This window comes from Streptomyces sp. NBC_00464 (genome assembly GCF_036013915.1).
GTDB lineage: Bacteria > Actinomycetota > Actinomycetes > Streptomycetales > Streptomycetaceae > Streptomyces.
The window spans coordinates 5,186,594-5,212,240 of the sequence record NZ_CP107899.1 but is presented as its reverse complement, the minus strand read 5'-3'; the positions used below and the strand labels follow the sequence as shown (position 1 = coordinate 5,212,240).

Sequence of the window (25,647 nt, the reverse complement as noted above, 5' to 3'; positions counted from 1 at the left end):
ATTTCTGAGCAGCGGTTTGGCCTAGGATCCGCGCATGACGACGACCGAACGCGAGATCACCGAGCCCGTCGACCTCTGCCTGCCCGACGGCACTCTCGATCCGGCCGCGGTCGGCTGGTCCCGGACGCCTCTGCACCGCGCCAATCTGCGCGGCTGGGGCCGCACCAAGCGCTGGGAGTACTGGTGTGTGACGACGCCCACCCATCTGGTGGCGCTGACCGTCAGTGACCTCGACTTCCTCGCGCTGAACACCGTCTACCTGCTCGAATACGCACCGGGCGGCCTCGAACTGGAACGTACCGCGGTCATCCCCGGCGGCTTCGGAGTCGAGCTCCCCGACACCGTCGCGGGCGCCCCCGGCTCCCGGGACGTGGTGGTCGGACCCGAACGGCCGGCCCGCGGCAAGGTGCGCATCGAGATCCACGACGAGAACGCCGGCACCCGGCTGAGGGCCCGCTGCCTGACCGCGGACCGGATTCCGCTGGAGGTCGACCTCCTGGTCGCCCGCCCGCCGGAGCACGAGTCGCTCTCCGTCGTCGTGCCGTGGAGCGAGCAGCGCTTCCAGTACACCTCCAAGCACACCGCACTCCCCGCGTCCGGCCGGGTCAGGATCGGCAGCGAGTTCCTGGAGTTCGACGGGGACGACACCTGGGCCGTCCTGGACCACGGCCGCGGCCGCTGGCCGCGCACGGTCGACTGGAACTGGGGCGCCGCGTCCGGACGCACCGACGGCCACACGGTGGGCCTCCAGTTCGGCGGACGCTGGACGGCGGGCACCGGCTCCACGGAGAACGGGCTCTGCGTGGACGGCCGGCTCACCAAGATCGGCGAAGAACTGGACTGGCAGTGGTCGACGGCCGACTTCTTCGCGCCCTGGACCATCCGCACGCCCTCGTCCGACCAGGTCGACCTGACGTTCACCCCGTTCCACAGCCGGTCGACACGCACGGAGACCGGCCTGATCGACAACCGCACCGACCAGTGCTTCGGGTACTACGACGGGCACATCCGCACCGACGACGGCACGAAGATCGCCGTGGAACGCCTGCTGGGCTGGGCCGAGGACGTCCACATGCGCTGGTGACGCGCCTTCCTGAGGGTGCTACCCACCCACGGAGACGGCCAGCGTCCCCAGCCCGCCCGCCGCGCCGGCCCGCCGCAGGGCGATGGCCCCGTAAGGAGTACGCAGCCGCAGCCACGCACCGGTGGCCAGCAGGGCGACGGGGAAATCGGGGGCGGCACGCAGAAAACCGAGCGCCTGCGCCGCGTGCACGGCGCGCAGCGGAAGCTCCGTGTCGCCGACGGTCCGCGACCAGATGTCACGCCCGATGAGATCCCGCTCCGCCCGCGTACGCCGGTCCTCGGGCAGTGCCGCGTCCCGCGTACGGAACTCGGCGACGGCGTCGCTCACCGCCGCGCGCAGGGCGAGGGGACCGGGCAGCCCCGGCCGTTCCTGCCAGCCGCCGCGCGGAGGCAGCACACCGGTCCAGGGAGGCCCGGTCACGGGCGAGGGGACGGCACCGGAGCCGGTCGACTCCTCCAGTGATTCGAGGAGCTCACCGGCGGACACGGTCACGTCGAAGTCGTACGGATCCGCCAGCCGCACGGCCCGGATCGCCAGGACCTCGAACGACGGCGGCCGGCCGAACACGGCCAGCGCACCGCCGCCGGCCTGCAGCCGTACGGCCGCGGCACGGTCGTAGTGGAGCAGCCGGCCGAGGAAGGCCGCCAGATCGGCGGCCTCCCTCGCGTCGGCGAACCGCAGGGACTGCACGGGCGCGGTCATGCCGCCGCGGGCTCCTCTGCCAGGTACTTCTGGAGGAAGAGCTTCTCCTCGGCGGAGATCCGCCGGGGCCGCTCCTCGGCCAGGTTGTACGGGACGACGATGGTCGACGCCCGTACGTACACCTGGTCCGGGTCCTTGATCTCGTACGCGATCGTGAGCGACGCGGCGCCTATCTTCGTGACCCACGACTCGACGGTCACCGGAGCATGCCGGTGGACCAGCGGGCGCACGTAGTCGATCTCGTGCCGGGCCACGACGGACCCGCCCGCGAACGACGGCGAGCCGTCCCCCGGCGCCAGCCGGAACATGAAGTCGATGCGCGCCTCCTCCAGGTAGCGGAGGAAGACCACGTTGTTGACGTGCCCGAAGGCATCCATGTCCGACCAGCGCAGCGGGCAGCTGTAGATGTGACGAGCCAAGACGATCAGCCTCGCGTGAGCTTCTTGTACGTGGCACGGTGCGGACGGGCCGCGTCCGCACCGAGACGCTCGACCTTGTTCTTCTCGTACGACTCGAAGTTGCCCTCGAACCAGTACCACTTGGACTCGCCCTCGTACGCCAGGATGTGCGTGGCGACGCGGTCCAGGAACCAACGGTCGTGGGAGATGACCACGGCCGCACCGGGGAACTCCAGCAGCGCGTTCTCGAGCGAGGACAGGGTCTCGACGTCGAGGTCGTTGGTGGGCTCGTCGAGGAGCAGCAGGTTGCCGCCCTCCTTGAGCGTCAGCGCCAGGTTGAGGCGGTTGCGCTCACCACCGGAGAGCACACCGGCCGGCTTCTGCTGGTCCGGGCCCTTGAAGCCGAACGCGGAGACGTACGCCCGCGACGGCATCTCGACCTGGCCGACGTTGATGTAGTCCAGCTCGTCCGACACAACGGCCCAGAGGGTCTTCTTCGGGTCGATGTTGGCGCGGCTCTGGTCGACGTACGAGATCTTGACCGTGTCGCCGACCTTGATGGAGCCGCTGTCCGGCGTCTCCAGGCCCTGGATCATCTTGAACAGCGTGGTCTTGCCCGCGCCGTTCGGACCGATGATGCCGACGATGCCGTTGCGCGGCAGGGTGAACGACAGGTCGTCGATGAGGACCTTGTCGCCGAAGGCCTTCGAGAGGTTCTCGACCTCGACGACGATGGAACCGAGCCGCGGGCCCGGCGGAATCTGGATCTCCTCGAAGTCCAGCTTCCGCATCTTGTCCGCCTCGGCCGCCATCTCCTCGTACCGGGCGAGACGCGCCTTGGACTTGGTCTGGCGCCCCTTGGCGTTCGACCGCACCCACTCCAGCTCTTCCTTGAGCCGCTTCTGCCGCTTCTCGTCCTTGCGGCCCTCGACCTTGAGGCGGGTGGACTTCTTCTCCAGGTACGTGGAGTAGTTGCCCTCGTACGGGATGGCGCGGCCGCGGTCGAGCTCGAGAATCCACTCGGCGACGTTGTTCAGGAAGTACCGGTCGTGGGTGACGGCGACCACGGCGCCCGCGTACTTCGAGAGGTGCTGCTCCAGCCAGTTCACCGACTCGGCGTCGAGGTGGTTGGTGGGCTCGTCGAGCAGCAGCAGGTCCGGCGCCTCGATGAGGAGCTTGCAGAGCGCGACGCGGCGCTTCTCACCACCGGAGAGGTTGGTGACGGCCCAGTCGCCGGGCGGGCAGCCCAGGGCGTCCATGGCCTGCTCCAGCTGAGCGTCCAGGTCCCACGCGTTGGCGTGGTCCAGGTCCTCCTGGAGCTTGCCCATCTCGTCCATGAGCGCGTCGGAGTAGTCGGTCGCCATGAGCTCGGCGACCTCGTTGAAGCGCTTGAGCTTGCCCATGATCTCGGCGGCGCCGTCCTGGACGTTCTCCAGCACGGTCTTCGACTCGTCGAGGTGGGGCTCCTGCATGAGGATGCCGACGCTGAACCCGGGCGACAGGAAGGCATCACCGTTGGACGGCTGCTCCAGGCCCGCCATGATCTTCAGCACCGTGGACTTACCGGCACCGTTGGGACCCACCACACCGATCTTCGCGCCGGGCAGGAAGCTCAGCGTCACGTCGTCAAGGATGACCTTGTCGCCGTGCGCCTTGCGTGTCTTGCGCATCGTGTAGATGTACTCAGCCAAGAGAAACCGTCCGGCAATCGATGAGTGGGCAGATACACCCCATCTTGCCTGACGGCCACCTCTTGACGGAAACCCGTATCGGCTGGTGGCCGTGACCTGGCCCTTCACGATCGGGACGGGACTGGTAGCCGACCTGTCACCGGCTGTCGTAGGCGGTGACTCGCCGAACTGACCGAAAAGATGGGGTGGCCACTTAGCACTCTCGGATGCCGATCCACATATGAGGCAAATGTCCGCTCAAGGGCTAGGGTCGAAAAGTGAGCCGCATCGAGAGGACTGCCGAGGGCCCGGGGCCCTTCACGACACGGCTGACTTGGCGCCTCGGCGACGGGGGCACTGCGGTCTGGGAGTCACGGCGGGCGCGCAAGCGCGGCCTGCTCACCGTGCGGGCAGCGGGCGATTCGGAGCCCCGCTCCCGAAGAGCGGACAGCACGTCGGTCAGTCGTCTCCGCAGGCTGAATGCCATGGCGGCGGGTGCGTTCGCGGTGGGTGGGGGCTTATTCGCCTCCGGGGCAGCGGTGGCGCAGTTCGGCGCAGGTGACGTGACGGGTGCCTGGATCTACTTCGTCGGCGGCCTGTTCTTCAACACGGGCGGCTATGTGTCGCTTCTCCAAGCCGTCAACGCTCCTCGCCAGGACGACGAAAGGGGGGCGCTTGCCGCTCGGCGTTGGAGATGGTGGAGCTACGAGCCGGGCCGCATCGACTGGCTGAGTACCTTCCTGCTGTTCGTGGGAACGCTTGTGTTCGGCATCAACCTGCTGAGTTCCTTGTTGCAGGGGCTTTCGGCGCAGCAGGTGAACAGGCTGATCTGGGCCCCCGACATGGTCGGGTGCGCCCTGTTCCTCGTCTCGGGGCACCTTGCTCTGGTCGAGGTCTGTCATGGCCGTCCGGGCATCCGAGCGCGCGATCTGGGCTGGTGGATCGTCGCCGTCAATCAGCTCGGGTCCTTGCTCTTCCTTGGCGCGGCGCTGGCCGACTTCACCCGCCCCGCCACGGGAAGCGTCGTGAACGTCGACATCGCCAACTGGGGCACTCTCATGGGGGCACTGTGTTTCTCCGTCGGCGGGGTGCTCCAGTACTTCGAGCGCCCGTGATCCCCCATTCGCGGACGGCGTGATCCGGGCCCGCGCTACGCGAAGGCCCCGGCCGGCCGAAGCCGTACCGGGGCCGTGATCAGGGCGTAGTGGCCGGGCCCTGACGTGTGTGCTCGTTACTCGCCCGCGGACTGGCCCTTGCGCCGGCGGAGGAAGAAGACCGCGCCGCCGCCGATGACGACCAGGGCGATCGCGATGCCCGCGATGATCGGGGTGGCGTTGGAGCTGCCGGTCTCGGCGAGGTTGCCCTCGGTGCCGGTCGTGCTGCCGCCGGCCGTGGCGGTGGTCGTGGTGGGCTGCTCGGCGGTCTGGGTGGTGATGCCTTCGTTGCCGCTGCCGGTGGTCAGGCAGTCCAGCACGCCCTTGAAGGTGCGGGTGAAGCCGTCGGGGCCGGTGACCGTGACGTCGTACGCCTGGTCCTCGGCGACCGGGACGGTGACCGTCTCGGACTTGCCGGGCTCGACGGTGTGTTCCACACCGGCCAGGTCGAAGGTGAACGTCTCGTCGCCCTTGTTGCTCGCGGTGACGTCCACGCCGCCCTTGGCGCAGTTCTTCTTCGCGGTGACCGCCGGGATCGCGCCCTTGCCGGCCCAGGTCGCGGTGGCGCTCGCGGAGACCGTGGACTCGCTGGAGCCGGCCAGGATCTGGGTCTGGCTCTTGGTGGCACCGGCGAAGGCCCGGCCGACGGGGACCGAGGTGGTGGCCTGGACGGTCAGGGAGGCGGAGCCGTCGGCGGCGCCTGCCGGGATGTCGAAGTAGAGCTGGGAGCCGTTGGCGGCCGTGGTGACCGCCTTGCCCTTCTTGTCGGTGATGCGAACGCCGCTGGCGGAGTCCGCGGGCGGGGTCACGGAGACCTGTCCGGCGTTGGTGCGGACCGTGACGGGGCCGACGCGTTGGCCGGAGCGGCCGGACACCGCGGCCGGGTCCAGGGCGAGGGACGCCTTGGGCTCGGCGGTGTCGGCGGCGGACTTCTGCAGCCAGTCGGCGAGCTTCTCGGCCTGGCCGTCGGATGCGGTCACGTCGGCGTTGTCCGAGTAGCGCCAGATGGCCACCTGGGTGCCGGCAGCCGCCGTCTCCTCGGTGAGCGGGCCCGTGCCGGCTTCCTCGGCGAGCGCCTGGAGGTCGTCGATCTTCGGGTAGGAGTGCTCCAGGATCCAGCGGATCTTGCCGGCGTCCTTGTTCGTGCCGAGCGAGGTCTGGTTCCAGGGGGTCTCCAGGTACTTCGCCTGGTCCTGGGTCGGGTTGTGGATGTCGATGCAGTAGGTCTTGAACGTGCCGCCGCCGTCGACGGTCATCTCGAAGAGACCGGCGGGCAGCTTCTGGTTCTTGCCGTCCACACGGAGGATCGCGGTGTCGAACGTCTTCAGCCCGTCCAGGGTCGCGGTCGCTCCCCCCTGGTGCAGGGGCGCCTCGTCAGCGACCGCGCCGCCCGCGCCGGTGAGGGCGCCGGCGACGACCAGGCCGGATGCCACCACCGCGGCAGCCAGCCGGGCTATGCCGCGGGTTCGTCGAGGGTTGGCCGTCGTCGTGGATGACGATGCGGTCGCTGAAGAAGCAGAAAACACAGAATTCCCCTCCGGGCGAGACCCTCGCGTCCGTTACGCGTGTGGGGAATGTCCCGCCAGCCGACTCAAGTGCCCTGTGAGTACTAAGGAATCCTAAGGACCGAGCGAAGCACAGTCCCCCGTCATACCGTCCGACAACCATTCCGAATCGGAATCGTTATCCCGGGTAACGCCCCGGTGGAGGATGGGACTCGGGCCGGAATGTGGCCCTCACCTCCTCCACCGGGTAGTCCGTCAGGACGCCGACACCAGTTCCGGATTGCTCTTCTGACGTACCGTCCGACGCCTCGCGACAGGGACTTCCGTCCGGTCATCCGCTGCCGGTGCACGCTCCGCATCTCGTGGTCCCGCCCGGTCCGCGAGCTGTTCCCGGTCCGCCGGACGGTCCCGCACGGCCCACCGGTCCGGCTCGCCCGTCTCCCGGCCACCGGTCCGCGCCGTCAGCCCCGGCTCGCCCCTGACCACGCGCCGGAACGCCGACGTCCCCCGGGTCAGATCGTGTCCCACCGCCACCGCCTCGATGTCCACGAAGGTCCGGCGCTGCCCCTCCCGTTCCTCCTCGCGCACCTTCAGCCTGCCGTGCACCACCAAGGGTTCCCCCACCGCCACCGAACCCGTCAGGTTCGACGCCAGGGTGCGCCAGGCCCAGACGGTGTAGAAGCTGGTGTGCCCGTCCGTCCAGAGCTGTTTCTCCCGGTCCCACCGCCGCGGCGTCACCGCGAACCGAAATCGCGCCATTCCCCCGCTCGCGGTCTCCCGGAACTCCACGCCGGTCGCCGCGTTCCCCACCAGCGTCACCAGGGTCTCGTTCATGACTTCGCCTCCCCTTCGGTCCGGATATCGGTGCCCGCACTTCTGCGTCCGGTCACTGATCCCATGCTGAAGGGGAGGCGGAATTCCTGCTGGGGCCTGTGGACTAACGGCCCGTTGTGGAAAACTCCGTCACCGCCACGAAGCGCTCGCGCACCTCCCGGTAGCGCACCAGTTCCGCCGCCACCGGATCGAGCACCCGGGCCCGCCCACAGGCCGCCGCCGCCTCGCGCAGCCTTCGCTCGGCCTCCTGGCCGTACCGCCGCGCCGGCCCCCGGGCGGCCGCCGCGCACGACCACTCCACCAGTGGACCGCCGATGATGCCCGCCAGCATCACCAGAGCGGGCGTCAGCAGCCCCGGCTGCAGTACGCCGATGATCTGGCCGGCCAGCCACAGACCGCCGAAGATCTGCAGCAACGTCATGGCCACCTGAGCCAGTACGGCCGCGGGCCACCAGGCCGGCCTCGGGGGCTTCGCGCCTCCTCGCCCGCCGTGCTCCCGGCCCTCGGCGCGCCGCGCGCCGGCCGTGCCGCTGCCGGTATCCGTGCCCCGGCCCTCCGTCCCGGAAGCCCGTCCGGCCAGTTCGTCGAGCGCCTCGGGCAGCCCCTGTGCTCCCTGCACCGCGGCCTCACGCACCGCCTGCGCCCAGGGTGCGGGCAGCCCGTCGGCGGCGTCGTCGGCCACGGTGCGCACCGCCTGTTCGACCCGTTGGCGTGCGGTGAGGTGTTCCTCGGGCGGCGCGGCGAGTGCGCCGCGGTCAAGGCCGCCGGGCTGCCGGGTGGACTCGTACCAGCGCCACAGCCGCAGCCACGGCGTGCCGCACGCCCGTCCGGCGTTGCGCCGCCATTCGCGTTCGGCGGCCTGCCCGGCGGCGGAGGCGCCCACGGCCTCCGCGAGCCGGTCGGCGAACTCCTCCCGGGCCCCCTCCCCCAGTCCCGGCCGCCCCTCGGCGACGTACACCGGGCGGAGCCTGGCCGCTGCGGCGTCCACATCCGCCGAGAGCCGGCGGGTCGCAGCCGTGCGGTCCTGGACGAACCGGCCGAGCAGTTCACGCAGCTCGCCGACCCCGTCGCCGGTGAGCGCGGACAGGGACAGGACGGTGGCGCCCGGTTCGCCGTGTTCGCCCAGCGCCATGCCGTCCTCGTCGAGGAGCCGGCGCAGGTCGTCCAGGACCTGGTCGGCGGCCTCACCGGGTAGCCGGTCAATCTGGTTGAGGACCACGAAGGTGACCTCCGCGTGCCCGGCGAGCGGCCGCAGATAGCGCTCGTGCAGGGCGGCGTCGGCGTACTTCTCCGGGTCCACCACCCAGATCACCGCGTCGACGAGCGCCAGTACCCGGTCCACCTGGTCGCGGTGCCCTCGCGCCGCCGAGTCGTGGTCGGGCAGGTCGACCAGGACGAGGCCCTGAAGTGCCTCGTCGGCCGCCGTGCCGCCGGCCTGCGGCCTGCGCCTGAGCCGTCCGGGGATGGCGAGCCGGTCCAGCAGCCCCGCGGCACCGTCCGTCCAGGAGCAGGCGAGCGGTGCGGCGGTGGTGGGCCTGCGGAGTCCCGTTTCGGAGATCTGGGCGCCCGCGAGGGAGTTGAAGAGGGTCGATTTTCCGCTGCCGCTCGCTCCGGCGATGGCGACGACGGTGTGGCGGGAGGAGAGCCGCTGCCGGGCCGCGGCCTCGTCGAGCACCCGGCCCGCCTCGACGAGGGCCGTCCGGTCGAGCCGGGCCCTGGAGAGGCCGACGAGCTCGCGCAGCGCGTCCAGGCGCGGACTGAGCGGGCTGCCGGAGGGGACGTATGCCTCGACCTGGGGCCGTACGTCGTCCTCCGGGTCCGACACCGGGGCCGCGTCTGGCGCGGCCTTGTCGGTGGCGGTGGCGGACCGGCGGGCGATGAGTCCGTCGTCCCAGCCGCCAGTCGGCCTGTCCCGGTCGTGACCGGGGTTGTCGCCGGGGGCGGCTGCGCCGTCCCGGTTCCGCCCGGGGGCCGGCTCCGGGGCCCGGGTCCGTCCCTGGCTCTGTCCCGGACCTTCGTCAGTGACGGCAGTCATCGCTGCCACCTCTCCTTCTGCAGTACGGACAGGGCGGCAATCAGTTCGGCCTGCGGTTCGGGGGCCACGTCGAGCGCGTCCAGCGGGGCGAGCCGGCGGTCGCGTTCGCCGCCGAGCACCTGGTCGAGATAGCTGGTGAGCAGCGCGCCGCCCTTGTCGCGCAGCCGCAGGGCGCCCTGGACGCCGATGCGTTCGGCCAGTTGCTCTCCGGCGGTACGGGCGCGGCGTCCGCCGAGGAGGGCTGCGGCGAGGAGGGCGGCGACGGTCTCGGTGTCGGGCGCGGTGTTGCGTTCCATGAGCCGCAGCTCTTCCTCGGCCAGTTCCTCCAGGACCCGGCGCCACCGCCGTACGGTCATGGCGATCCGGCCGCTGATGTCCTCGGCGGGCCCCCAGCCGCCGGCTTCCCGGCCTGCCGCCTCGAAGCCGAGGACGGCGGCTGCGGGCTCGCGCCGCCAGGTCGTGCGGATCTGTTCGTCGGCGGCGGACACCGCGCACTCCAGAAGCGCGGCGAGGGAGTCCACGAGTGCGTCGAGTACCTCCTCCGCGGTGCTGTAGAGCGGGTAGCCGCGCCAACGGGTCCGGGCGTCCCCGGCGAGCGCTCCGCCGTTCTGGAGCCGTTTGCGGACACGGGCGCCCTCCTTGCCGTACGCGTCCTCCACCACACCGGTCAGCCGTACGGCGGCGGCGTACTGCGCCGCGACGGCTCCGGCGAGGGCCGGCATCCGGACGTCGAGGGAGTCGATGACCCCGGCCGCCGTCCGCCCGACGGCCTGCTGACGGGCCGCCGGGTCCTGTGCGCGGTGGGTGAGCCAGGCGCGCAGCGGGGCGACGGCGGTGGTGGGGAGCAGCCCGCTGCCGCCGCCGGCGGACTCGGGCAGTTCGGGGATGGTGAAGCGCGGCACCTCGCCGAGTCCGGCCTTGGTGAGCAGTGCGCCGTACTGCCGTGAGACCTCGGCGATCACCTGGTGCGGTACCCGGTCGAGGACGGTGACGAGGGAGGCGTCGTACTCCTTGGCCGTACGCAGCAGATGCCAGGGCACGGCGTCGGCGTAGCGGGAGGCGGTGGTCACCATGACCCAGATGTCCGCCGCGCAGATCAGTTCGGCGGCCAGGACGCGGTTGCGTACGACGAGCGAGTCGATGTCGGGGGCGTCCAGCAGGGCGAGGCCGCGCGGGAGCCCGGCGGCGGTTTCCACGCGCAGCGCGGTCCCTTCCTCGGCCGCGTTCCCGTCGAGTCCGTCGAGGTCGTCGCACTGGCCGGGGTCGGCGGACTCCTCGGGAGGCAGCCAGACTCGGGTGAGCTGTGGCAGCACCCGGATCCCGGCGAACCAGTGATGATCATCCGGATGGCAGACGAGCACCGGTGTGCGCGTGGTCGGCCGCAGCACCCCGGCCTCGCTGACCCGGCGTCCGACGAGGGAGTTGACGAGCGTCGACTTGCCCGCGCCGGTGGATCCGCCGATGACCGCGAGCAGGGGCGCCTCGGGGTCCTTGAGCCGGGGCAGCAGGTAGTCGTCGAGCTGTGCGAGCAGTTCGATCCTGGTCTGCCGGGCGCGTGGAGCTCCTGGGAGCGGGAGTGGAAGACGCACGGCAGCGACACGGTCGCGCAGGGCGGAAAGTGCGTCGATGAGCTGAGGCCGTACGTCCAAGGTCACCACATGTGAAGAATGCCCAATTTTGGCGCCTTTTTGAAGCGTATAGCCACCTCTGCGCGCCGGTTCCCCCGTCCGGACAGAGGGGACGAGTGGGGCGCAGGCATAACGAGTGCACAACACCCGGGGCGTGAGGCGCCAAAAGCGGTGCATGAATCGCACCTACCTGCGATTATCGTCTCGCTTCACTGAACCTCCACATCGTGCCACGCAGGTGAAGCAACCGGGCCGAGACAATCGGAGCCCTATCCTTGTCCCGGCAAGGTCACGGACCGCCCGGGTCCCAGGGCTCCAGGCCACCGAGGCCAACACCCGGCCCCCGTAGCTCAGTGGATAGAGCAGGCGCCTTCTAAGCGCTTGGCCGCAGGTTCGAGTCCTGCCGGGGGCGCACAGCCCGTACGACGTCAGGCCCTCCCTCGGGAGGGCCTTTTGAGCAGGTCACAGCAAGGTAGCGAGGACGGCGTAGAGAACGCATAAGCGCCGGACCGCCCCCAGGCCACAGTGGGGAAGGTCCGGCGTCGTGCAGCTCCCACCGGTCTCTGCGCGTCGCGCTGCCGCCTACGTACCGAGACCCCTCCCACCGCGTCCGTTCGGCCGCACGGCCCGGGACGCCCTCCTCAGCCCAGCTGCTCGGCCAGTCCGACGATGACGCCCTCCGGGCCGCGGACATAGCAGAGCAGATAGCTGTCCTCGAACCGGGCGATCTCCCCGACGAGTTCGGCGCCGTGAGGGCGCAGGCGGGCAAGGGTGTCCTCAAGGTCGTCGACGGCGAACATGACGCGGTGCGTGCCCAGAACGTTGTGCGGCGGGTTGCGCGGCCCGGCGATCGCCTCGGGGCTGCGATACCTCGCCAGTTCGAGCCGGCTGTGGCCGTCCGGGGTCCGGACCATCGCGATGTCGCAGTGGACGCCGTCGAGTCCGGTGCACTGGTCGGCGACGGGGCCCTGGACCTCCGCCCTGCCCTCCAGCTCCATGCCGAGCTCCACGAAGAACGCGATGGCGGCGTCCATGTCCTCGACGACGATGCCGACGTTGTCCATCCGTTGAATCGCCATACCGGCTTCTCCTTCTTCCTCATGCGGCCCTGGTGGCCGCCGATACCCCTGGGACGGAGCCGGCGGCTCGTTCTCGACATCCCCGGACAGCCGGACTCCGAAAGATCAGAATCGCGCCTCAGGTGAGATTCATTCGGATGCACCAGCCCACCGCCGAGACGATCCATTGACCGCACACCCGCTGTCCGTCTAGCTTGCGACGAGCACGTTGAAACCTTTCAGTCGACCTTTTCAGTCCGTGCGCCCTGCGGCCCCGCACCGGCGCGCCCACCGCCCGGGAGTCCCGCTCATGCAGCGCGTCTGCTTTCTGCTGAACGTACGCAAGGACCGCATCGCCGAGTACCGCGAGCGTCATGCCGCCGTCTGGCCGGACATGCTCGACGCGCTCTCGGCGGCGGGCTGGCACAACTACTCGCTCTTCCTCCGCGAGGACGGGCTGCTCGTCGGCTATCTGGAGACCGAGGACTTCGACGCGGCCCGCGAGGCGATGGCCGCGACCGAGGTGAACGAGCGGTGGCAGCGTGACATGGCGGACTTCTTCGAGCAGTCGGAGGCGGCGGACGAGGCGATGGTGCCGCTCACCGAGGTGTTCCACCTGGCGTGACACGCCTCCGGGAGCGCGTCACCCCGCCGCGGCCAGAAGGATGAAGGCGACGAGCGAGAGCGCGGTACGGAAGCGGTGCAGGGCGTTCCAGCGGGACTCGAACGCGGCCCGTGCCGCACTGTCGTCGCCTCCCTCGGACTCCGCGAGCGCCTTGTTCAGCGGAATGTTGCCGATGATCGTCACCAGGTGGGAGACGACGGCGCATGCCAGCGCCACGGCCGCCAGCGGCCACTCGTGCTCACCGTTCTCGGTGAAGGTCACGACGGCCGGGAATGCGATCACGCCGAGGAAGAGGACGAGGAAGACGGGCCCGGGAACCTTCTCGTTGAAGCGGCGCATCGCCGCGGTGAAGCCTTCGTCGGGCAGGGCGGCGAGGCCGGGCATGATCGCGACGAGGAACGTCAGCATGAAGCCTGCGTAGAGGCCGGTCGTGATCACGGCGAGAGTCAGGAACGGGGAGTCCATGCGCTCATCATGGCGCGGCGGGACCGGTCGTACAGCCTGAATTCGCAGGGCTGCACGACCGGCTCCCGCCCGCGGCGCGGTGCGCCGGTCAGTCCATCTCGCCCTCGGCAACACCCGTCCCGGTGTCGGTGCGGCCACCCTTGAGGCGGTCCGCCCGGCCGATCGCGGTGGCCAGCTTCGCCACCGAGTCGTCCTCGGTCTTCCGGGCCAGTTCGTCCGCCCTGGTGGCGAGTTCACCGAGGGCGGGGGCGCCCGCGAGTTCACCGCCGCGCAAGTTGTCGGCGAAGTAGGCAGCCACAGCGGCCACTTGGAGGCGCGTACTGCTGCCGCCCCACAGCTTCCCGTCAATCTCTCCGGTCTCGACCGATCCCGTCCGCTCGTGCGCCGCCCGGGACTTGGGGTCCAGCCAGCGTACGGTCGCGGTGGCCACATGGCCGGATGCGCCGTCCCGCAGGCGTACGGCGTAGAGCGCCGTCACCGTGTGCCCGGGGCCGATCTCGCCGCCGTCCACGCTGTCGTTTCGGAAGTCGTCGTCGGCGACCTTGCGGTCCTCGTATCCGATCAGCTTGAACTTCTCCACGGTCTTCGGGTCGAAGGCGACCTGCGCCTTCGCGTCACGTGCCGTCAGTTCGATGTGCGCGGGCAGCTGGTCGACGAAGACCTTGCGGGCCTGTTCCTCGTCGGCGATGTAGGTGGTGTGGCCGTCGCCCTTGTTGGTGAGCCGTTCCATCAGGGCGTCGCCGTAGTCGCTGCCGACCCCGACCCCGAAGAGGGTGATGCCGTAGTCGCGGCGGGCCGAGTCGATCCGTTCGAGGATCGCGTCGGCGTCGGTCTCGCCGGTGTTGGCGAGCGCGTCGGAGAGCAGGACGACACGGTTGTTGGCGCCCTTGCGGTGGCCATCGACGGCCACCTCGTAGCCGCGCCGGACGCCCGCCGCCACATTGGTGGAGTCGGCGGGCTCCATGGAGTCGACGGCGTCGTGGATCTTCCCTCGGTGGTCCCGCAGCCGGGTCATCGGCAGGACGGTCTCCGCCTCGTCGCTGAAGGTGACCAGGGAGACCGAGTCGTCGTCGCGCAGCTCGTCGGTGAGGATGCCGAGCGAGGTCTTCACCAGGCCGAGCCGGTCCGGCGAGGCCATCGAGCCGGAGATGTCGACGACGAAGGTGAGGGCGGCGGGCGGCCGTTCGGCGCTGCTGGGCGCGGCCTTGGTGGCCAGCCCGACCCGTACCAGCGACCAGTCGCCGTCCTCCCCGCCGGCCCGTGCGCCGTCCACGGAGACGGTGAAGCCGTTGCCGTCGGGGCGGTGGTAGCCCTGGCGGAAGCTGTTGACGAACTCCTCGGGCCGTACGGTCTCCGGGCCCGGCAGCCTGCCGTCGGCGAGGGTGCGGCGCGCGTATCCGTACGAAGCGGTGTCCACGTCCAGCGCGAAGGTGGAGAGATAGTCGGGCGCGGCGGGCTCCTTCAGCCGGTCCGTCCTCTCCGCACCGTCCGTCGGCCTCGGCACGTCCGCGGCCGTGCCTCCACCGGGGGCGGCCGGTGCGGGACCGGCCGCCCGTTTACCGCTCTCGGCAGAGCTCGTGTCGTTCGTGCCGCCACCCGAGCAACCGGTGAGAAGTACGCCCCCTACAAGGAGCAGCCCCGCTGCTCCCCGGTACATCCGTGTCCTGCGTCCCATCGTTCGGCCCCCAGTGTCGTCGTGTCACTACGTGTGAATGTGACGTGCGAGCGGGGGCGCCGGAGCCGTCGAAGGGGTTGCGGAACCATCTCGATGCGGCAACGGCGGACGCCGATCCGGCGGAATGTCAAGGTCAGGACACGATGTCCTTACGACTGAACCCCCGGAAGGCCAGGGCGAACAGGATCAGGGCGTACGTCACCGAGATCGCCGCGCCCTTCGCCATCCCGGCCCACTCCAGATCGGGCTGGAGCGCGTCGGCCCACGCGAACTGCCAGTGGGCGGGCAGGAAGTCGCGCCAGGAGCCGAGCGCGGTGACCGCGTCCAGCACATTGCCCACGATGGTCAGACCGACCGCGCCGCCGACGGCGCCGAGCGGGGCGTCCGTCTTGGTCGACAGCCAGAACGCCAGCCCTGCGGTGACGAGTTGCGACACGAAGATGAACGCGACGACGAGCGCGATCCTGGGCACGGTGTCCCCGGTCGCGAGCGCACCGCCGGTGGGCAGTTCGAGCGGCCCCCAGCCGTACGCGGCAGCCCCCGCGGCCAGCGCGACGAGCGGCAGCAGCACCATCGCGGCGAGGCTGAAGCCGAGCGCCACGACGAGCTTGCTCCACAGCAGCCTGGCCCGGGGCACGGGCGCCGCCAGCAGATAGCGCAGCGAGGACCAACTGGCCTCGGAGGCCACGGTGTCGCCGCAGAACAACGCCACCGGGACCACCAGCAGGAAGCCCGCCGAGACGAACAGACAGGTCGCAGCGAAGTTCGCGGCGGACGCGGTCGCGGTGTCCATCAGGGTGAGCCGGTCGCCGCCCCCGGGCCCGCCGTCCGGGGTGCCGCCGATCGCGAACGCGATGATCAGGATGAACGGCAGCGCGCCCAGCACCCCGCCCATCAGCAGGGTGCGCCGCCTGCGCAGCTGCCGTACGGCCTCCACGCGCAGCGGAAGGGTGTGACGGGCGCGGTATCCGGGCGCCTCGGGGGCCTCGGCGACTTCGGCTGCGGTACTCATGCGGAGCCTCCGGAGATCAGGGTGAGGAACGCGTCCTCCAGGCGGCGGTGCGGTCCGACACCGGTCAACGGCACGTCCAGCCGCACCAGTTCGGTGACGAGCTGCGGCGAGGTCGCTCCGTCGAGCCGGACCAGCAGCCCGTGCGCGTCGTCGGTACGGACGGCGGAGCCGATCCCCGCGAGCGCGGCGATCTTCTCGACGAGCGGTTCGCTGATCTCCTCGGCGGAGGTGACCAGCACCATGTCGCCGGAGCCGGTGATCTCGGCGACGGGCCCGGCCTGGACCAGCCGGCCGCGGTCCATGACCACCAGATGGGTGCAGGACTGCTCGACCTCGGACAGGAGGTGGCTGGAGACGATGACGGTGCGGCCGCCGGCCGCGTACCGGATCATCACGTCCCGCATCTCGCGGATCTGGGGCGGGTCGAGCCCGTTGGTCGGCTCGTCCAGGATGAGGAGGTCCGGCATGCCGAGCATGGCCTGGGCGATGGCGAGGCGTTGCCGCATGCCCTGTGAGTACGTACGCACAGCCCTGGCCAGTGCGTCGCCGAGCCCGGCGATCTCCAGGGCCTCCTCGATGTGTGAGTCCTCGGCGGGCCTTCCGGTGGCCTGCCAGTAGAGCTCCAGGTTGGCGCGGCCCGACAGGTGCGGCAGGAAGCCGGCTCCTTCGACGAAGGCCCCGACGCGGGACAGCACGGGCGCACCGGGCCGGATGGCCCGTCCGAAGACGCGGATCTCGCCGTCGTCGGGCGTGATGAGCCCCATGAGCATGCGCAGCGTGGTGGTCTTGCCCGCGCCGTTCGGACCGAGGAGCCCGAGCACCTGCCCCTTCTCGACGCGGAACGACAGCTCCTTGACCGCGTACCGGTCGGCTGACTTGGCGTACTTCTTCGACAGGCCGGTGATCTGCAGCGGTACGTCGGTGAGTGCGGGGTCCGGGGCGGGTGTGGCGGTACGCCGCCGGGCGGTGAGCAGCAGGGCCGCCGCGATCACCACGGCCGCGGCCGGGAGCCCCCAGGTCCACCAGGGCAGCGTGGCCGCCGCGGTCTTCAGGCCGGGCGCTGTGGGGATGGTCAGCGGTCCGTCGAGGGAGACGGTGTACGTGGTCGGCGCGGCCGGGGACGCGTAGCCGAGGTCGGTGGCGGCCAGCACGAGGCGCAGGCGGTGTCCGGAGTCGAGTTCGTGGTCGACGGCGGGCAGCGCCAGCTCGATCGGCTTGCCCTGTTGTTCGGGGGTGATCCGGTAGGGGGCGACGAGCTGGGAGGGGAGCACCTGCTGCTTCCCGTCCGGCGAGACGTCGTACACCTTGCCGAACAGCACCGCGTCGCCCTGCCCCGCCTTCACGTTCATCCGGACGGTCGGGGAGCCGGTGATGCGCCGCGAGGCCGCCAGCGGGGCGGAGTCGAACGTGGCGTGCTGCCCGGGGAAGTCGACGGAGAGCCCGACGCCGAGCGTGGAGAGCTGGGCGAGGCCGCCGCCGACGCCGGGAACGGCGGAGATGGCGGGCGGGTTGGCTCCGGCGGGGTTGCTGAACTTCTGCGTACCGCCGCGCAGTTCGACGCTCTGCGGGCCGCTGCGCAGCCCGGGGTAGGTGTCGCTGCTCGCGCCGCGGGTGAGGGCGGCCCCGTCGGTGGAGTCGATGCCGCCGGTCCGGGTGACACGGAAGGCGGGTCCGGTGTCGGCGCCCTCGTCCTTCTTCAGATACCGGTCGAACCAGTCCCCGACCCGCTTCTGCACCCGGCCGGTCTCCCTGTCGCCGCCGTCGTGTCCGCCGGCGATCCAGTCGACGGAGACGGGTGCGCCGTTGGCCTTGACGGCCTTGGCCATGGCGTCGGCCTGGCCGAGCGGGAAGAGGGAGTCGGTCTGCCCCTGCACGATGAGCGCGGGGACCTTGATGCGGTCGGCGACGGCGCTCGGGGACCGTTCGGCGAGCAGGGCGCGCGCGGCAGCGTCCGGTTTGCCGCTGACGGCGACCCGCTCGTACATGTCGCAGAGCTGCTTCTCGAAGTTCGCGCAGCCGCCGCCGGTGGTGACGAAGATGCCGGCCCAGAGCTTCTTGAACACCTCGTCGGGGAAGAGTGCGTCAGCGAGGTTCCAGTAGGTGATCTCCGGGGCGATGGCGTCCACGCGCTTGTCGTACCCGGCGGCGAGGAGGGAGACGGCTCCGCCGTAGGAGGCGCCGGTGATGCCGACGCGGGGGTCGCCCTTGCCGTCGAGCTGCACCTCGGGGCGGCCGGCGAGCCAGTCGATCAGCCGGGAGACGTCCTTGACCTCGCCGTCGGGTGCGTTGAGTCCGATCCTGCCCCCGGACTTCCCGAACCCTCGCGCGGACCAGGTCATGACGGCGTACCCGTCGTCGGCCAACTGCTCGGCCTGGGCCCGTGTCTCGTCCTTGCTGCCCCCGAAGCCGTGGCCGATGAGGACGGCGGGCCGGCGCTGTGTGCCGCCGGTGGTGAAGTACGAGGTGTCGACGGACACCCCGTCGACGCGCATCATCCGGTCCTGCCGGTGCACGGCCGGCGCGCTGTCGTCGGCCACGGCGGTCCAGGTGCCCGCACCGGCCAGCACGACGAGCGCGGCGATACCCGCCGCCCACCGGCTTCGGGAGCGGGGCAGCAGACGCCGCCACCTGGACGTACGCGCAATAGGGGTCTCCATGATGTCGAGCCTAAGCGGACCGCTGCCCCGCCTACGCTGCCGTCAGGGGGAAGTGCCGGGCATCCTCAAGGCGTACGGCACTCCCCCGGCGTACTCCGCTCGCGGTATGCCCGCCGCGCGGCCCCGGCCCGACCTCCGAAAGGCGTTCCATGGACAACCCGGTGGAAATCCGGCGCGCCACGACCGTCGCCGAGCTCGAAGCGGCCCAGCACCTCTACGACGGTCCGGCGCGCACGGAATGGGCGGCCCGCTTCCTCGCCGCGGAGGGCCACCTGATGGTGATCGCGTACGTGGCCGGCGTCCCGGCGGGCTTCGTGTCCGGCATCGAGATGCTGCACCCGGACAAGGGCACGGAGATGTGTCTGTACGAACTCGCCGTCGACACGCCCTACCGCCGCCGGGGCATCGGCCGCGCACTGACGCGGGCACTGGCGGCGGTGGCCCAGGAACGGGGCTGTGACGACATGTGGGTCGGCGTGGACCTCGACAACGAGGCCGCGCAGGCGACGTACCGCTCGGCGGGCGCGGTGGACGAGGGGCGGTTCGAGATGCTGACGTGGGAGTTCGGCGCGGAGTGTGAGCGGGGCTTCAGCTCTTGAGGTCGGTCATGAGGTCGCGCATGTCGCTGATCATGGCGGCTTTGTGGGGGGCCAGATCCGGCAGTTCCACCGCGGCATCAGGCGACTGGCCATCGTCCTCCCAAGCGAGGGAGGACGTGATGCCCAGAGAGAGGACCGCCCCGCCGTCCAGCACCCGCAACTCCTGCTCCCCACCTTCCAAGGAGAGCAGGTACGCCTTGTCGCCGAGCTCCGGCACCACTTCCACCTCCGTCTCCGGGTCCACACCGAGATCGGTCGCGGTCCGCCCCGCCTCGAACTCGACGCGCGGGTCGGTCTTCTTGTGCAGCGCCACCTTGATCGTGACGGTGTAGCTGACGTGCCAGCCCTTGTCCGACCGCTGCTGTTCGCTCTCTGTCCGCAAGGGGATGTAGCACTGGGCCCGGTCGAGAGCGTCATGACGGAGCATCCCCGCTTCGAAGCGGGTCCCGGGCGCCCTCGGCGAGATCGCCGCCCCGATGGACTTCAGCGCCACGGCCCCGCAGGGATCCTGACCCAGCCGGTACCCGTGCATGTCAGGCGCCCCGTCACGCGGTCCGCCCGCGAACAGCACCGCCCCCCACACCGCCGACGCCACCACGGCTCCACCGAGCGCCCACAACCACCGGGCCCGCGGCCTGGTGGCTCGGGGCGGGCGGTCTCCCGCGGCCTGCGGGCCGGAATGGTCCAGCACTTCACGCTCGGCGGACGCGTCGAACTCCCCCGCCATCTCCGGCTCGGAAATCATCCCGCTCCCCCTCGGCCGCGCGTCGCACCCGGTACCTCAGCACCATGATTCACTACAGCCCGCCCAGCCGGGGCCGTTCCCGGGCAGTCGACGTGCCGGGCCGGAGCGACCTGCCTGACGGGCTGTCATGGGCTCCCTGCGCGCGGTCGAGGGCAAGGGCACGTTCACCAAGGAGATCGACCAGGCGCTGCCCGCCGGTGCCGCCGACCTCGCTGTGCACTGCGTCAAGGAACGGCGATCGGCCCAACTCGGCGCGCCACACCCGCACTTTCAGGTGCAGGTCGCGCCTGCCATCGCACCGGCAGGATGAGCTGAACGACTTGGCGGCACACCCTTGTGGGAAGCTCACGTCCACCAGGCCCAAAGGCTGTTCGAGCTCCCCAAGCACCTTCTGGGGATGGCGTGTTGGAATGCCAATATGGTCACTTCCACCGACGTAACCACGCGCCTGAGCCCACACGATCCCGCGCAGCGTCTCCGTGCCGAGATCGAGCGAATCAGAAACGAGGCGACGCGCCAGAGAAAGATCGCCCACCGGCGAGCCGAGTTCTGGGCCAGGACGGACATCGCCCTCGGTTTCCCCGCAGCCCTGCTCGCGGGCACCGCAGGAGCGGCAGGACTGGCGTCGGCGGACGTGCGCGTTGCCGCCGCCCTCGCCGCTCTGGCCTCTGCCGGGTTCACCGCGGGGGCGGGCTTCCTGCGCAGCGACGCCAGGCGCCGCGCCAACAAACGCGCCCGGCACGCATGGGCCTCGGTCGAGGCCAGGGCCATGGTGGCACTGGCCCAGGAGCTCGTGACCTACGAGGACCTTGGCGAACTGCTGGAATACCGCCAGGCTGCGCTGGCTGCCTACGACGGCGAGGAGCCCCAGCCCGGGTCATCGTGATCCGCAGTCCCTTCGGCTGTGAAGGGGGGCGGGACGGTCCGGGCCGGGATCGCGGAAGTCCCGCAGGCCGGCGGGTCTGTGGACGCCGAGACCGCCGTGGCAGGTAGATCAGCCTCGCCCTGTGGCCGGAACTGCAGCAGGTCAGCGCCGCGATGGATATCCGCCTGCGCGAACGGCAGATGGCCTCGTCGCCGTTCCGTCCGCCGAACAGCGGGCGAAAGTACCCGCCTTCCGGACGGCGATCCTTCGGCGTGTCCGGGAATGGTCACAAGAACGCGGTGGGCCAAGGACATACCGTTCTAGGGGCACGACACGGTGGGCGCCTGCCTTACGCCCACGACTTCGCCCCACCCGGACCGCATCGGCCCAAGGGCTCGCGCGCGTTTCCGCCTGGGCCGGATGTTCATGCACGCGATACCGAACCCAACGGCAGGGCGGCGCCCGGGCCATTCGCTCAGCGTGCGCCCGGCAGGACTCCGCGAATGACCAGCTGTCATGTTGCGAGTGTTCGCTGGGCGGACAGGGCGCTCGGCTCATCCTGTTCCCGGGTTCGCCTCCGGTGCCGGGTAGGGCCGTTCGTCCGGCAGGAGCCGGGTCGCCTCATCTGACCGGCCCGCCCTCGCCAGTTCGTGGATCGTCCGGGCGAGCGGGGTGACGTCGCGTATCGCCACCGTCCACTCGTCCGCGTACCGCCGCGACGCCTCACCCGCGAGGCCCAGTTGGAGGGAGCGGTACGGGAGCCGGTTCAGGTGCAGGTCGCGCTCGGGGTCCCACTGGACGCGGGCCGGGGCGTGGCGGAGGTTGCGCTTCCAGGTGGCCCGGTCGGGGTGCACGCCGCGTTCGTAGTGCGAGAGTTCGGCGTTGGCCAGCGCCCAGTCGAAGCCCTCGCGGGTGATCTCGACGGCCAGCACCGTCTCCTGGCCCTCCTTCGCCGCCCAGCCGCAGCGGTACATCATCCACAGGAAGCTCGGCTTGATCCACGTCATGCGGTCACGCTTCCAGGCCGGCGGGAAGCGGCCGTCCCGGGCGGCGGGGAGGCCGAGGGCCGGGGAGTACGCCTGGTAGACGGTGACGGTCGTATCGGTGTGGAGCGCGCGGATCTCGTGCTGTGGTGGGGTCGGTGCGGTCATGGGGACATCCCAGCACCGGCGGGCCTTCGTGGGCGAACGGGTTTCCTGAGCCGCCGTGAACGAAACGTATCTGACGGCCCACCACTGGGTGTCGGCCGAACCGTGTCACTCGCGGGCCCTGACATTCGTCATACCGAGGTCGGTACACCCGGCTCTGCCGGGGACCGGGGTCCGGCGGCCAGTCTGTACGTATCGAGAGCGGGAGCCGCAAGGGCGCCGCCGATACGGGAGGAACCCGTCATGAGCAGCCCGGTCGCCACAGTCACCGCACCTGTCGCCGACGCTCCGGCCGGTGCCGTTCCGTTCTCGCCCCGCAAGGCCCTGCTGGACAGCATGATGCCGCTGCTCGTGGATGTGGCCGTGCCGCTCGCCTCGTACTACCTGCTGAAGGCGGCGGGGATGGGCACCTTCGGTGCGCTGGCCTGGAGCAGTGTGGTGCCGGGCGTGCGGACCGTGTGGGGTGTGGTGCGCGACCGGCGGCTCAACGGGCTCGCGGCACTGATGGTGACCGTCAACGCGGTGGGGCTGCTGCTGAGCCTGGCGGCCGGGGACCCGCGGCTGATGCTGCTGAAGGACAGCGGCATCAGCAGCACCATCGGCCTGGTGTTCCTGGTGTCCGCACTGCGCGGGCGGCCGATGCTGTCGGCGGGGCTGCGGCCGTGGCTGACACGGGGCGAGGCGGCCAAGTCCGCTGCGTACCAGCGGCTTTCGACGGATTCGGACGCGTTCCGGCGGGCCGAGGTGCGGTTCTCCGTGGTGTGGGGCGCAGCGCTGCTGGGCGAGTGCGCGGTGCGGGCCGTGGGGGCGTACACCGTGCCGGTCGAGACGATGGTGTGGGCCGGGACGGTGGTCCTGGTGGCGGCGATGGTGCTGGCGTTCGTCGTCTCGGGGCGGGTCGCCGTCGTACCGATGGAGCGGATGATCGAGGAGGAGGCCGGTAGCGGTCGCTGACCTCTCACGAACCGCTGAAGGGCCGCCCCGGGGGAGCGGCCCTTCAGTGCTGTACGGCGTGACGTGACGGGTCAGTGGTTGCTGGGGAAGCCCAGGTCGACGCCGGCGGGGGCGTCGGACGGGTCCGGCCAGCGGGTGGTGGTGACCTTGCCGCGGGTGTAGAAGTGCACGCCGTCGTTGCCGTAGATGTGGTGGTCGCCGAAGAGCGAGTCCTTCCAGCCGCCGAAGGAGTGGTAGCCCACCGGCACCGGGATCGGCACGTTGATGCCGACCATGCCGGCCTCGATCTCCAGCTGGAAGCGGCGGGCGGCGCCGCCGTCGCGGGTGAAGATCGCGGTGCCGTTGCCGTACGGCGAGGCGTTCATCAGCGCCACGCCCTCCTCGTACGTGTCGACGCGCAGCACGCACAGGACCGGGCCGAAGATCTCGTCCTTGTAGGCGTCCGAATCGGTGGAGACGTTGTCGAGGAGGGAGAGGCCGATCCAGTGGCCGTCCTCGAAGCCCTCGACCGTGTGGCCGGTGCCGTCGAGTACGACGTCGGCGCCCTGGGCGGCCGCGCCGGTGACGTAGGAGGCGACCTTGTCGCGGTGGGCGGCGGTGATCAGCGGACCCATCTCGGACGTCGGGTCGTTGCCGGGGCCGATCTTGATCTTCTCGGCGCGGTCCTTGATCCGGGCGACCAGGTCGTCTGCGACGGAGCCGACCGCGACGACCGCGGAGATCGCCATGCAGCGCTCACCGGCGGAGCCGTACGCGGCGGAGACGGCGGCGTCGGCGGCGGCGTCGAGGTCCGCGTCCGGCAGGACCAGCATGTGGTTCTTCGCACCGCCGAGCGCCTGGACGCGCTTGCCGTTGGCGGAGGCGGTGGCGTGGATGTAGCGGGCGATCGGGGTCGACCCGACGAAGGAGACGACGGAGACGTCCGGGTGGTTCAGCAGGCCGTCGACGGCGACCTTGTCGCCGTGCAGGACGTTCAGGACGCCGTCCGGCAGACCGGCCTCGGAGGCCAGCTCGGCAAGGAGGTTGGCGGCCGACGGGTCCTTCTCGCTCGGCTTGAGGACGAAGGTGTTGCCGCAGGCGACGGCGAGCGGGAACATCCACATCGGCACCATGGCCGGGAAGTTGAACGGCGTGATGCCGGCGACGACACCGATCGACTGGCGGATCGAGGAGACGTCGACCCGGGTGGACACCTGGGTGGACAGCTCGCCCTTGAGCTGCGTGGTGATGCCGCACGCCAGCTCGACGATCTCCAGACCGCGGGCGACCTCGCCGAGCGCGTCGGAGTGCACCTTGCCGTGCTCGGCGGTGATCAGGGCGGCGATCTCGTCGCGGTGGGCGTCCAGCAGCGCGCGGTAGCGGAAGAGGATCGCGGTGCGGGCGGACAGCGAGGACGTGCCCCACGTCGCGTACGCGTCCTTCGCGGCGGCCACCGCGGCGTCGACCTCCTCCGGGGAGGCGAGCGCGACCTGGGTGGTGACGGCTCCGGTGGCCGGGTCGGTGACCGGGCCGTAGTTGCCCGACGCGCCCTCGACGGTCTTGCCACCGATCCAGTGGTTGACGGTCTTCATTCTGTGTCTCCTTCAGAGGTGGGGGCGTCGGTCGTGAGGCGTCGGTCGTGCTCTTCCCGTGCTGGGACCTCCGACGGGCGAGTGGCCTTTTCGGCTACGTCAACATCCCACCATGCCCGCACAGGAAGGGGCCCCGACACTGTGTCTGCCGTTTCGGTACCGGTGTAGACACAAGGAGGACGGCCCGGGGCGTCGCGGAAGCCGGCCGCTCCGCTGCTCCACTGCTCCACTGCGAGAGCCCGCGCGGTTCGACGGGTACCTCCGGCGCGGGGCCGTAGCGAGCGGGGAGTCGTCGCTCGCACTTCGCTCCTGCCAGGGCGAAGCGGCCGCCTGCGCCGGAGGCGATCTGTGCATGGGCGTCACGCGTACACACGGGAAGTCGAATACCCCGCTGAACACGCTCTTCCGGCCCAGCAGTTCAAAGATCTCATCTGAGATGTGCACCGTACAGCCACCGGTCAACGGCAGTACGGTCCACTCACTCCCCTCGGTGACAAGTGTGTGAACTCCTCCCGGTTCCAGGTCCCGGCAGCCACCCCGGGAGTGACGTCACGGCAGTACGCGGTGTTGTCCTCGACGAGAGGACGGGGCACGGCGCTCCCGGCACCGGCCACCGTCACCGCATCGTTCGAGGAGTACCCCACCGTGATCCGTACGACTCCGCCGTTCCGCCGCGCCGCCCGGGGCCCGGCCCTGGCCGCGCTCGTCCTGGCCGCCGCACTGGCCGTGGCCCCCGGCGCCACCGCCGACGAGAGCAACGTGCCCCCGGCCGGCTCCAGCCCCGTCTGCGCCTTCTACGACGGGGACGGGCTGACCGCGTTCGGCGAACAGGGCGAGCGCGTCTCCCAGGTGCAGTGCATGCTCGCCAACCGGCGCTACCTGCCGTGGGAGGCGGTCGACGGCGTGTTCGGCGCGCGGACGCTCGCCGCGGTCCAGCGCTTCCAGGCCGACCATCCGCCGCTCGTCCCGGACGGCCTCGTCGGGCCGCGCACCTGGTCGGCGCTCTGGCACGCCTGACGACCGGGGTGCGCCCGGGTGTCCCGGGCGCACCCGCCGGCCAGGCACCGCCGCCTTCGCCCCGCGTGCCTCTTCTGTCTCGGAAGTGATCCCTTCGTCACGCATGTCTCCATTACGCGGGTTTTCCGTCACAGGCGGTCGACAGCCCCACCCCACCTCCCGTCGCCGTCGTTCACCGGCCAGAGGCTGAGTGATCAACAGCGTCCGTGCCGCAGCTCCCCCGACGGCCCCCAGGCCAACGCTGCG

21 protein-coding genes, 1 tRNA gene and 4 pseudogenes are annotated in these 25,647 nt (G+C 70.8%); 9 read left to right on the top strand and 17 right to left on the bottom strand.

Annotated elements, in window-relative coordinates; genetic code table 11:
- Positions 1-34: 34 nt before the first annotated feature.
- The gene (locus OG912_RS23475; RefSeq protein WP_327711130.1) at positions 35-1,084 is read left to right on the top strand and encodes a DUF2804 domain-containing protein; all 1,050 of its coding nucleotides are present in this window, start codon (positions 35-37) and stop codon (positions 1,082-1,084) included.
- An 18-nt stretch (positions 1,085-1,102) separates the two neighbouring features.
- On the opposite strand, the gene OG912_RS23470 is transcribed toward OG912_RS23475, so the two are convergent.
- Genes OG912_RS23470 through ettA form a run of 3 tightly spaced genes read right to left on the bottom strand, consistent with a single transcriptional unit; the run spans position 1,103 to position 3,875 of the window.
- Positions 1,103-1,786: a hypothetical protein gene (locus OG912_RS23470; protein WP_326736222.1), complete on the bottom strand. Its 684-nt coding sequence runs from the start codon at positions 1,784-1,786 to the stop codon at positions 1,103-1,105.
- Positions 1,783-2,205 carry an acyl-CoA thioesterase gene (locus OG912_RS23465; protein WP_326736223.1) on the bottom strand — a complete coding sequence of 141 codons (423 nt, stop codon included), beginning with the start codon at positions 2,203-2,205 and terminating at the stop codon, positions 1,783-1,785. The genes OG912_RS23470 and OG912_RS23465 overlap by 4 nt, the downstream gene beginning before the upstream one ends.
- Positions 2,206-2,210: 5 nt before the next feature.
- A complete protein-coding gene (gene ettA / locus OG912_RS23460) occupies positions 2,211-3,875 on the bottom strand; it encodes an energy-dependent translational throttle protein EttA (RefSeq protein WP_326736224.1) in 1,665 nt (554 codons plus the stop codon).
- 257 nt (positions 3,876-4,132) lie between these two features.
- Between ettA and OG912_RS23455 the strand changes: the two genes are divergently transcribed.
- The gene (locus OG912_RS23455; RefSeq protein ID WP_327711129.1) at positions 4,133-4,969 is read left to right on the top strand and encodes a hypothetical protein; all 837 of its coding nucleotides are present in this window, start codon (positions 4,133-4,135) and stop codon (positions 4,967-4,969) included.
- Positions 4,970-5,085: 116 nt separating this feature from the next.
- Here the strand turns inward: OG912_RS23455 and OG912_RS23450 are convergent, their stop codons facing one another.
- From OG912_RS23450 to OG912_RS23435, 4 genes and pseudogenes are all read right to left on the bottom strand, one after another.
- Entirely contained in the window at positions 5,086-6,534 is a 1,449-nt protein-coding gene (locus OG912_RS23450; RefSeq protein ID WP_327711128.1) for an LAETG motif-containing sortase-dependent surface protein, read from the bottom strand.
- A gap of 432 nt (positions 6,535-6,966) precedes the next feature.
- Positions 6,967-7,347: pseudogene (locus OG912_RS23445) on the bottom strand (single-stranded DNA-binding protein); the annotation flags it as partial.
- A gap of 103 nt (positions 7,348-7,450) precedes the next feature.
- A complete protein-coding gene (locus OG912_RS23440; RefSeq protein WP_327711126.1) occupies positions 7,451-9,382 on the bottom strand; it encodes a GTP-binding protein in 1,932 nt (643 codons plus the stop codon).
- Entirely contained in the window at positions 9,379-11,031 is a 1,653-nt protein-coding gene (locus OG912_RS23435; protein WP_327713519.1) for a dynamin family protein, read from the bottom strand. Before OG912_RS23435 ends, OG912_RS23440 begins: the two co-directional genes overlap by 4 nt.
- A 318-nt stretch (positions 11,032-11,349) precedes the next feature.
- Between OG912_RS23435 and OG912_RS23430 the strand changes: the two genes are divergently transcribed.
- Positions 11,350-11,422: transfer RNA gene (locus tag OG912_RS23430), tRNA-Arg, on the top strand.
- Positions 11,423-11,651: 229 nt separating this feature from the next.
- Here OG912_RS23430 and OG912_RS23425 read toward each other — a convergent pair.
- Positions 11,652-12,089 carry a VOC family protein gene (locus OG912_RS23425; protein ID WP_327711125.1) on the bottom strand — a complete coding sequence of 146 codons (438 nt, stop codon included), beginning with the start codon at positions 12,087-12,089 and terminating at the stop codon, positions 11,652-11,654.
- Positions 12,090-12,378: 289 nt separating this feature from the next.
- Here OG912_RS23425 and OG912_RS23420 point away from each other — a divergent pair, with 289 nt between their 5' ends.
- On the top strand, positions 12,379-12,693 hold the full coding sequence (locus tag OG912_RS23420; protein ID WP_327711124.1) for an L-rhamnose mutarotase: 315 nt from the start codon (positions 12,379-12,381) through the stop codon (positions 12,691-12,693).
- 18 nt (positions 12,694-12,711) lie between these two features.
- Here OG912_RS23420 and OG912_RS23415 read toward each other — a convergent pair whose 3' ends face one another.
- The 4 genes from OG912_RS23415 to OG912_RS23400 form a co-directional block, all read right to left on the bottom strand.
- Positions 12,712-13,158 carry an anthrone oxygenase family protein gene (locus tag OG912_RS23415; protein WP_327711123.1) on the bottom strand — a complete coding sequence of 149 codons (447 nt, stop codon included), beginning with the start codon at positions 13,156-13,158 and terminating at the stop codon, positions 12,712-12,714.
- Positions 13,159-13,246: 88 nt separating this feature from the next.
- Positions 13,247-14,833 carry a vWA domain-containing protein gene (locus OG912_RS23410; RefSeq protein WP_327711122.1) on the bottom strand — a complete coding sequence of 529 codons (1,587 nt, stop codon included), beginning with the start codon at positions 14,831-14,833 and terminating at the stop codon, positions 13,247-13,249.
- Between the two features lie 133 nt (positions 14,834-14,966).
- On the bottom strand, positions 14,967-15,845 hold the full coding sequence (locus OG912_RS23405; RefSeq protein ID WP_327711121.1) for an ABC transporter permease: 879 nt from the start codon (positions 15,843-15,845) through the stop codon (positions 14,967-14,969).
- The gene (locus OG912_RS23400; protein WP_327711120.1) at positions 15,842-18,502 is read right to left on the bottom strand and encodes an alpha/beta fold hydrolase; all 2,661 of its coding nucleotides are present in this window, start codon (positions 18,500-18,502) and stop codon (positions 15,842-15,844) included. Before OG912_RS23400 ends, OG912_RS23405 begins: the two co-directional genes overlap by 4 nt.
- Positions 18,503-18,663: 161 nt before the next feature.
- On the opposite strand from OG912_RS23400, the gene OG912_RS23395 reads away from it, so the two are divergent.
- A complete protein-coding gene (locus tag OG912_RS23395; RefSeq protein ID WP_327713518.1) occupies positions 18,664-19,101 on the top strand; it encodes a GNAT family N-acetyltransferase in 438 nt (145 codons plus the stop codon).
- On the opposite strand, the gene OG912_RS23390 is transcribed toward OG912_RS23395, so the two are convergent.
- Positions 19,091-19,846, bottom strand: coding sequence for a hypothetical protein (locus OG912_RS23390; protein ID WP_327711119.1), 756 nt, complete (start codon positions 19,844-19,846; stop codon positions 19,091-19,093). The genes OG912_RS23395 and OG912_RS23390 overlap by 11 nt on opposite strands.
- A 127-nt stretch (positions 19,847-19,973) precedes the next feature.
- Here OG912_RS23390 and OG912_RS23385 point away from each other — a divergent pair.
- Positions 19,974-20,078, top strand: a pseudogene (locus OG912_RS23385) (hydroxymethylbilane synthase); the annotation flags it as partial.
- A gap of 186 nt (positions 20,079-20,264) precedes the next feature.
- Positions 20,265-20,732, top strand: a complete 468-nt coding sequence (locus tag OG912_RS23380) for a hypothetical protein (protein WP_327711118.1) — start codon at positions 20,265-20,267, stop codon at positions 20,730-20,732.
- Between the two features lie 91 nt (positions 20,733-20,823).
- Here OG912_RS23380 and OG912_RS40080 read toward each other — a convergent pair.
- Together OG912_RS40080 and OG912_RS23375 are read right to left on the bottom strand one after the other, a co-directional pair.
- Positions 20,824-20,907, bottom strand: a pseudogene (locus OG912_RS40080) (transposase); the annotation flags it as partial.
- Positions 20,908-21,265: 358 nt separating this feature from the next.
- Positions 21,266-21,862, bottom strand: a complete 597-nt coding sequence (locus OG912_RS23375; RefSeq protein ID WP_327711117.1) for a DUF4291 domain-containing protein — start codon at positions 21,860-21,862, stop codon at positions 21,266-21,268.
- Positions 21,863-22,102: 240 nt separating this feature from the next.
- Here OG912_RS23375 and OG912_RS23370 point away from each other — a divergent pair, with 240 nt between their 5' ends.
- Positions 22,103-22,813, top strand: a complete 711-nt coding sequence (locus OG912_RS23370) for a VC0807 family protein (RefSeq protein ID WP_327711116.1) — start codon at positions 22,103-22,105, stop codon at positions 22,811-22,813.
- A gap of 71 nt (positions 22,814-22,884) precedes the next feature.
- Here the strand turns inward: OG912_RS23370 and OG912_RS23365 are convergent, their stop codons facing one another.
- Complete coding sequence (locus OG912_RS23365; protein WP_327711115.1) at positions 22,885-24,384, bottom strand: CoA-acylating methylmalonate-semialdehyde dehydrogenase; 1,500 nt, start codon at positions 24,382-24,384, stop codon at positions 22,885-22,887.
- Between the two features lie 238 nt (positions 24,385-24,622).
- Positions 24,623-24,909, bottom strand: a pseudogene (locus tag OG912_RS23355) (5-deoxy-glucuronate isomerase); the annotation flags it as partial.
- Here OG912_RS23355 and OG912_RS23350 point away from each other — a divergent pair.
- The gene (locus OG912_RS23350; protein WP_327711114.1) at positions 24,823-25,401 is read left to right on the top strand and encodes a peptidoglycan-binding domain-containing protein; all 579 of its coding nucleotides are present in this window, start codon (positions 24,823-24,825) and stop codon (positions 25,399-25,401) included. The pseudogene OG912_RS23355 and the gene OG912_RS23350 sit on opposite strands and share 87 nt — an antisense overlap.
- The last annotated feature ends 246 nt before the right edge of the window (positions 25,402-25,647 follow it).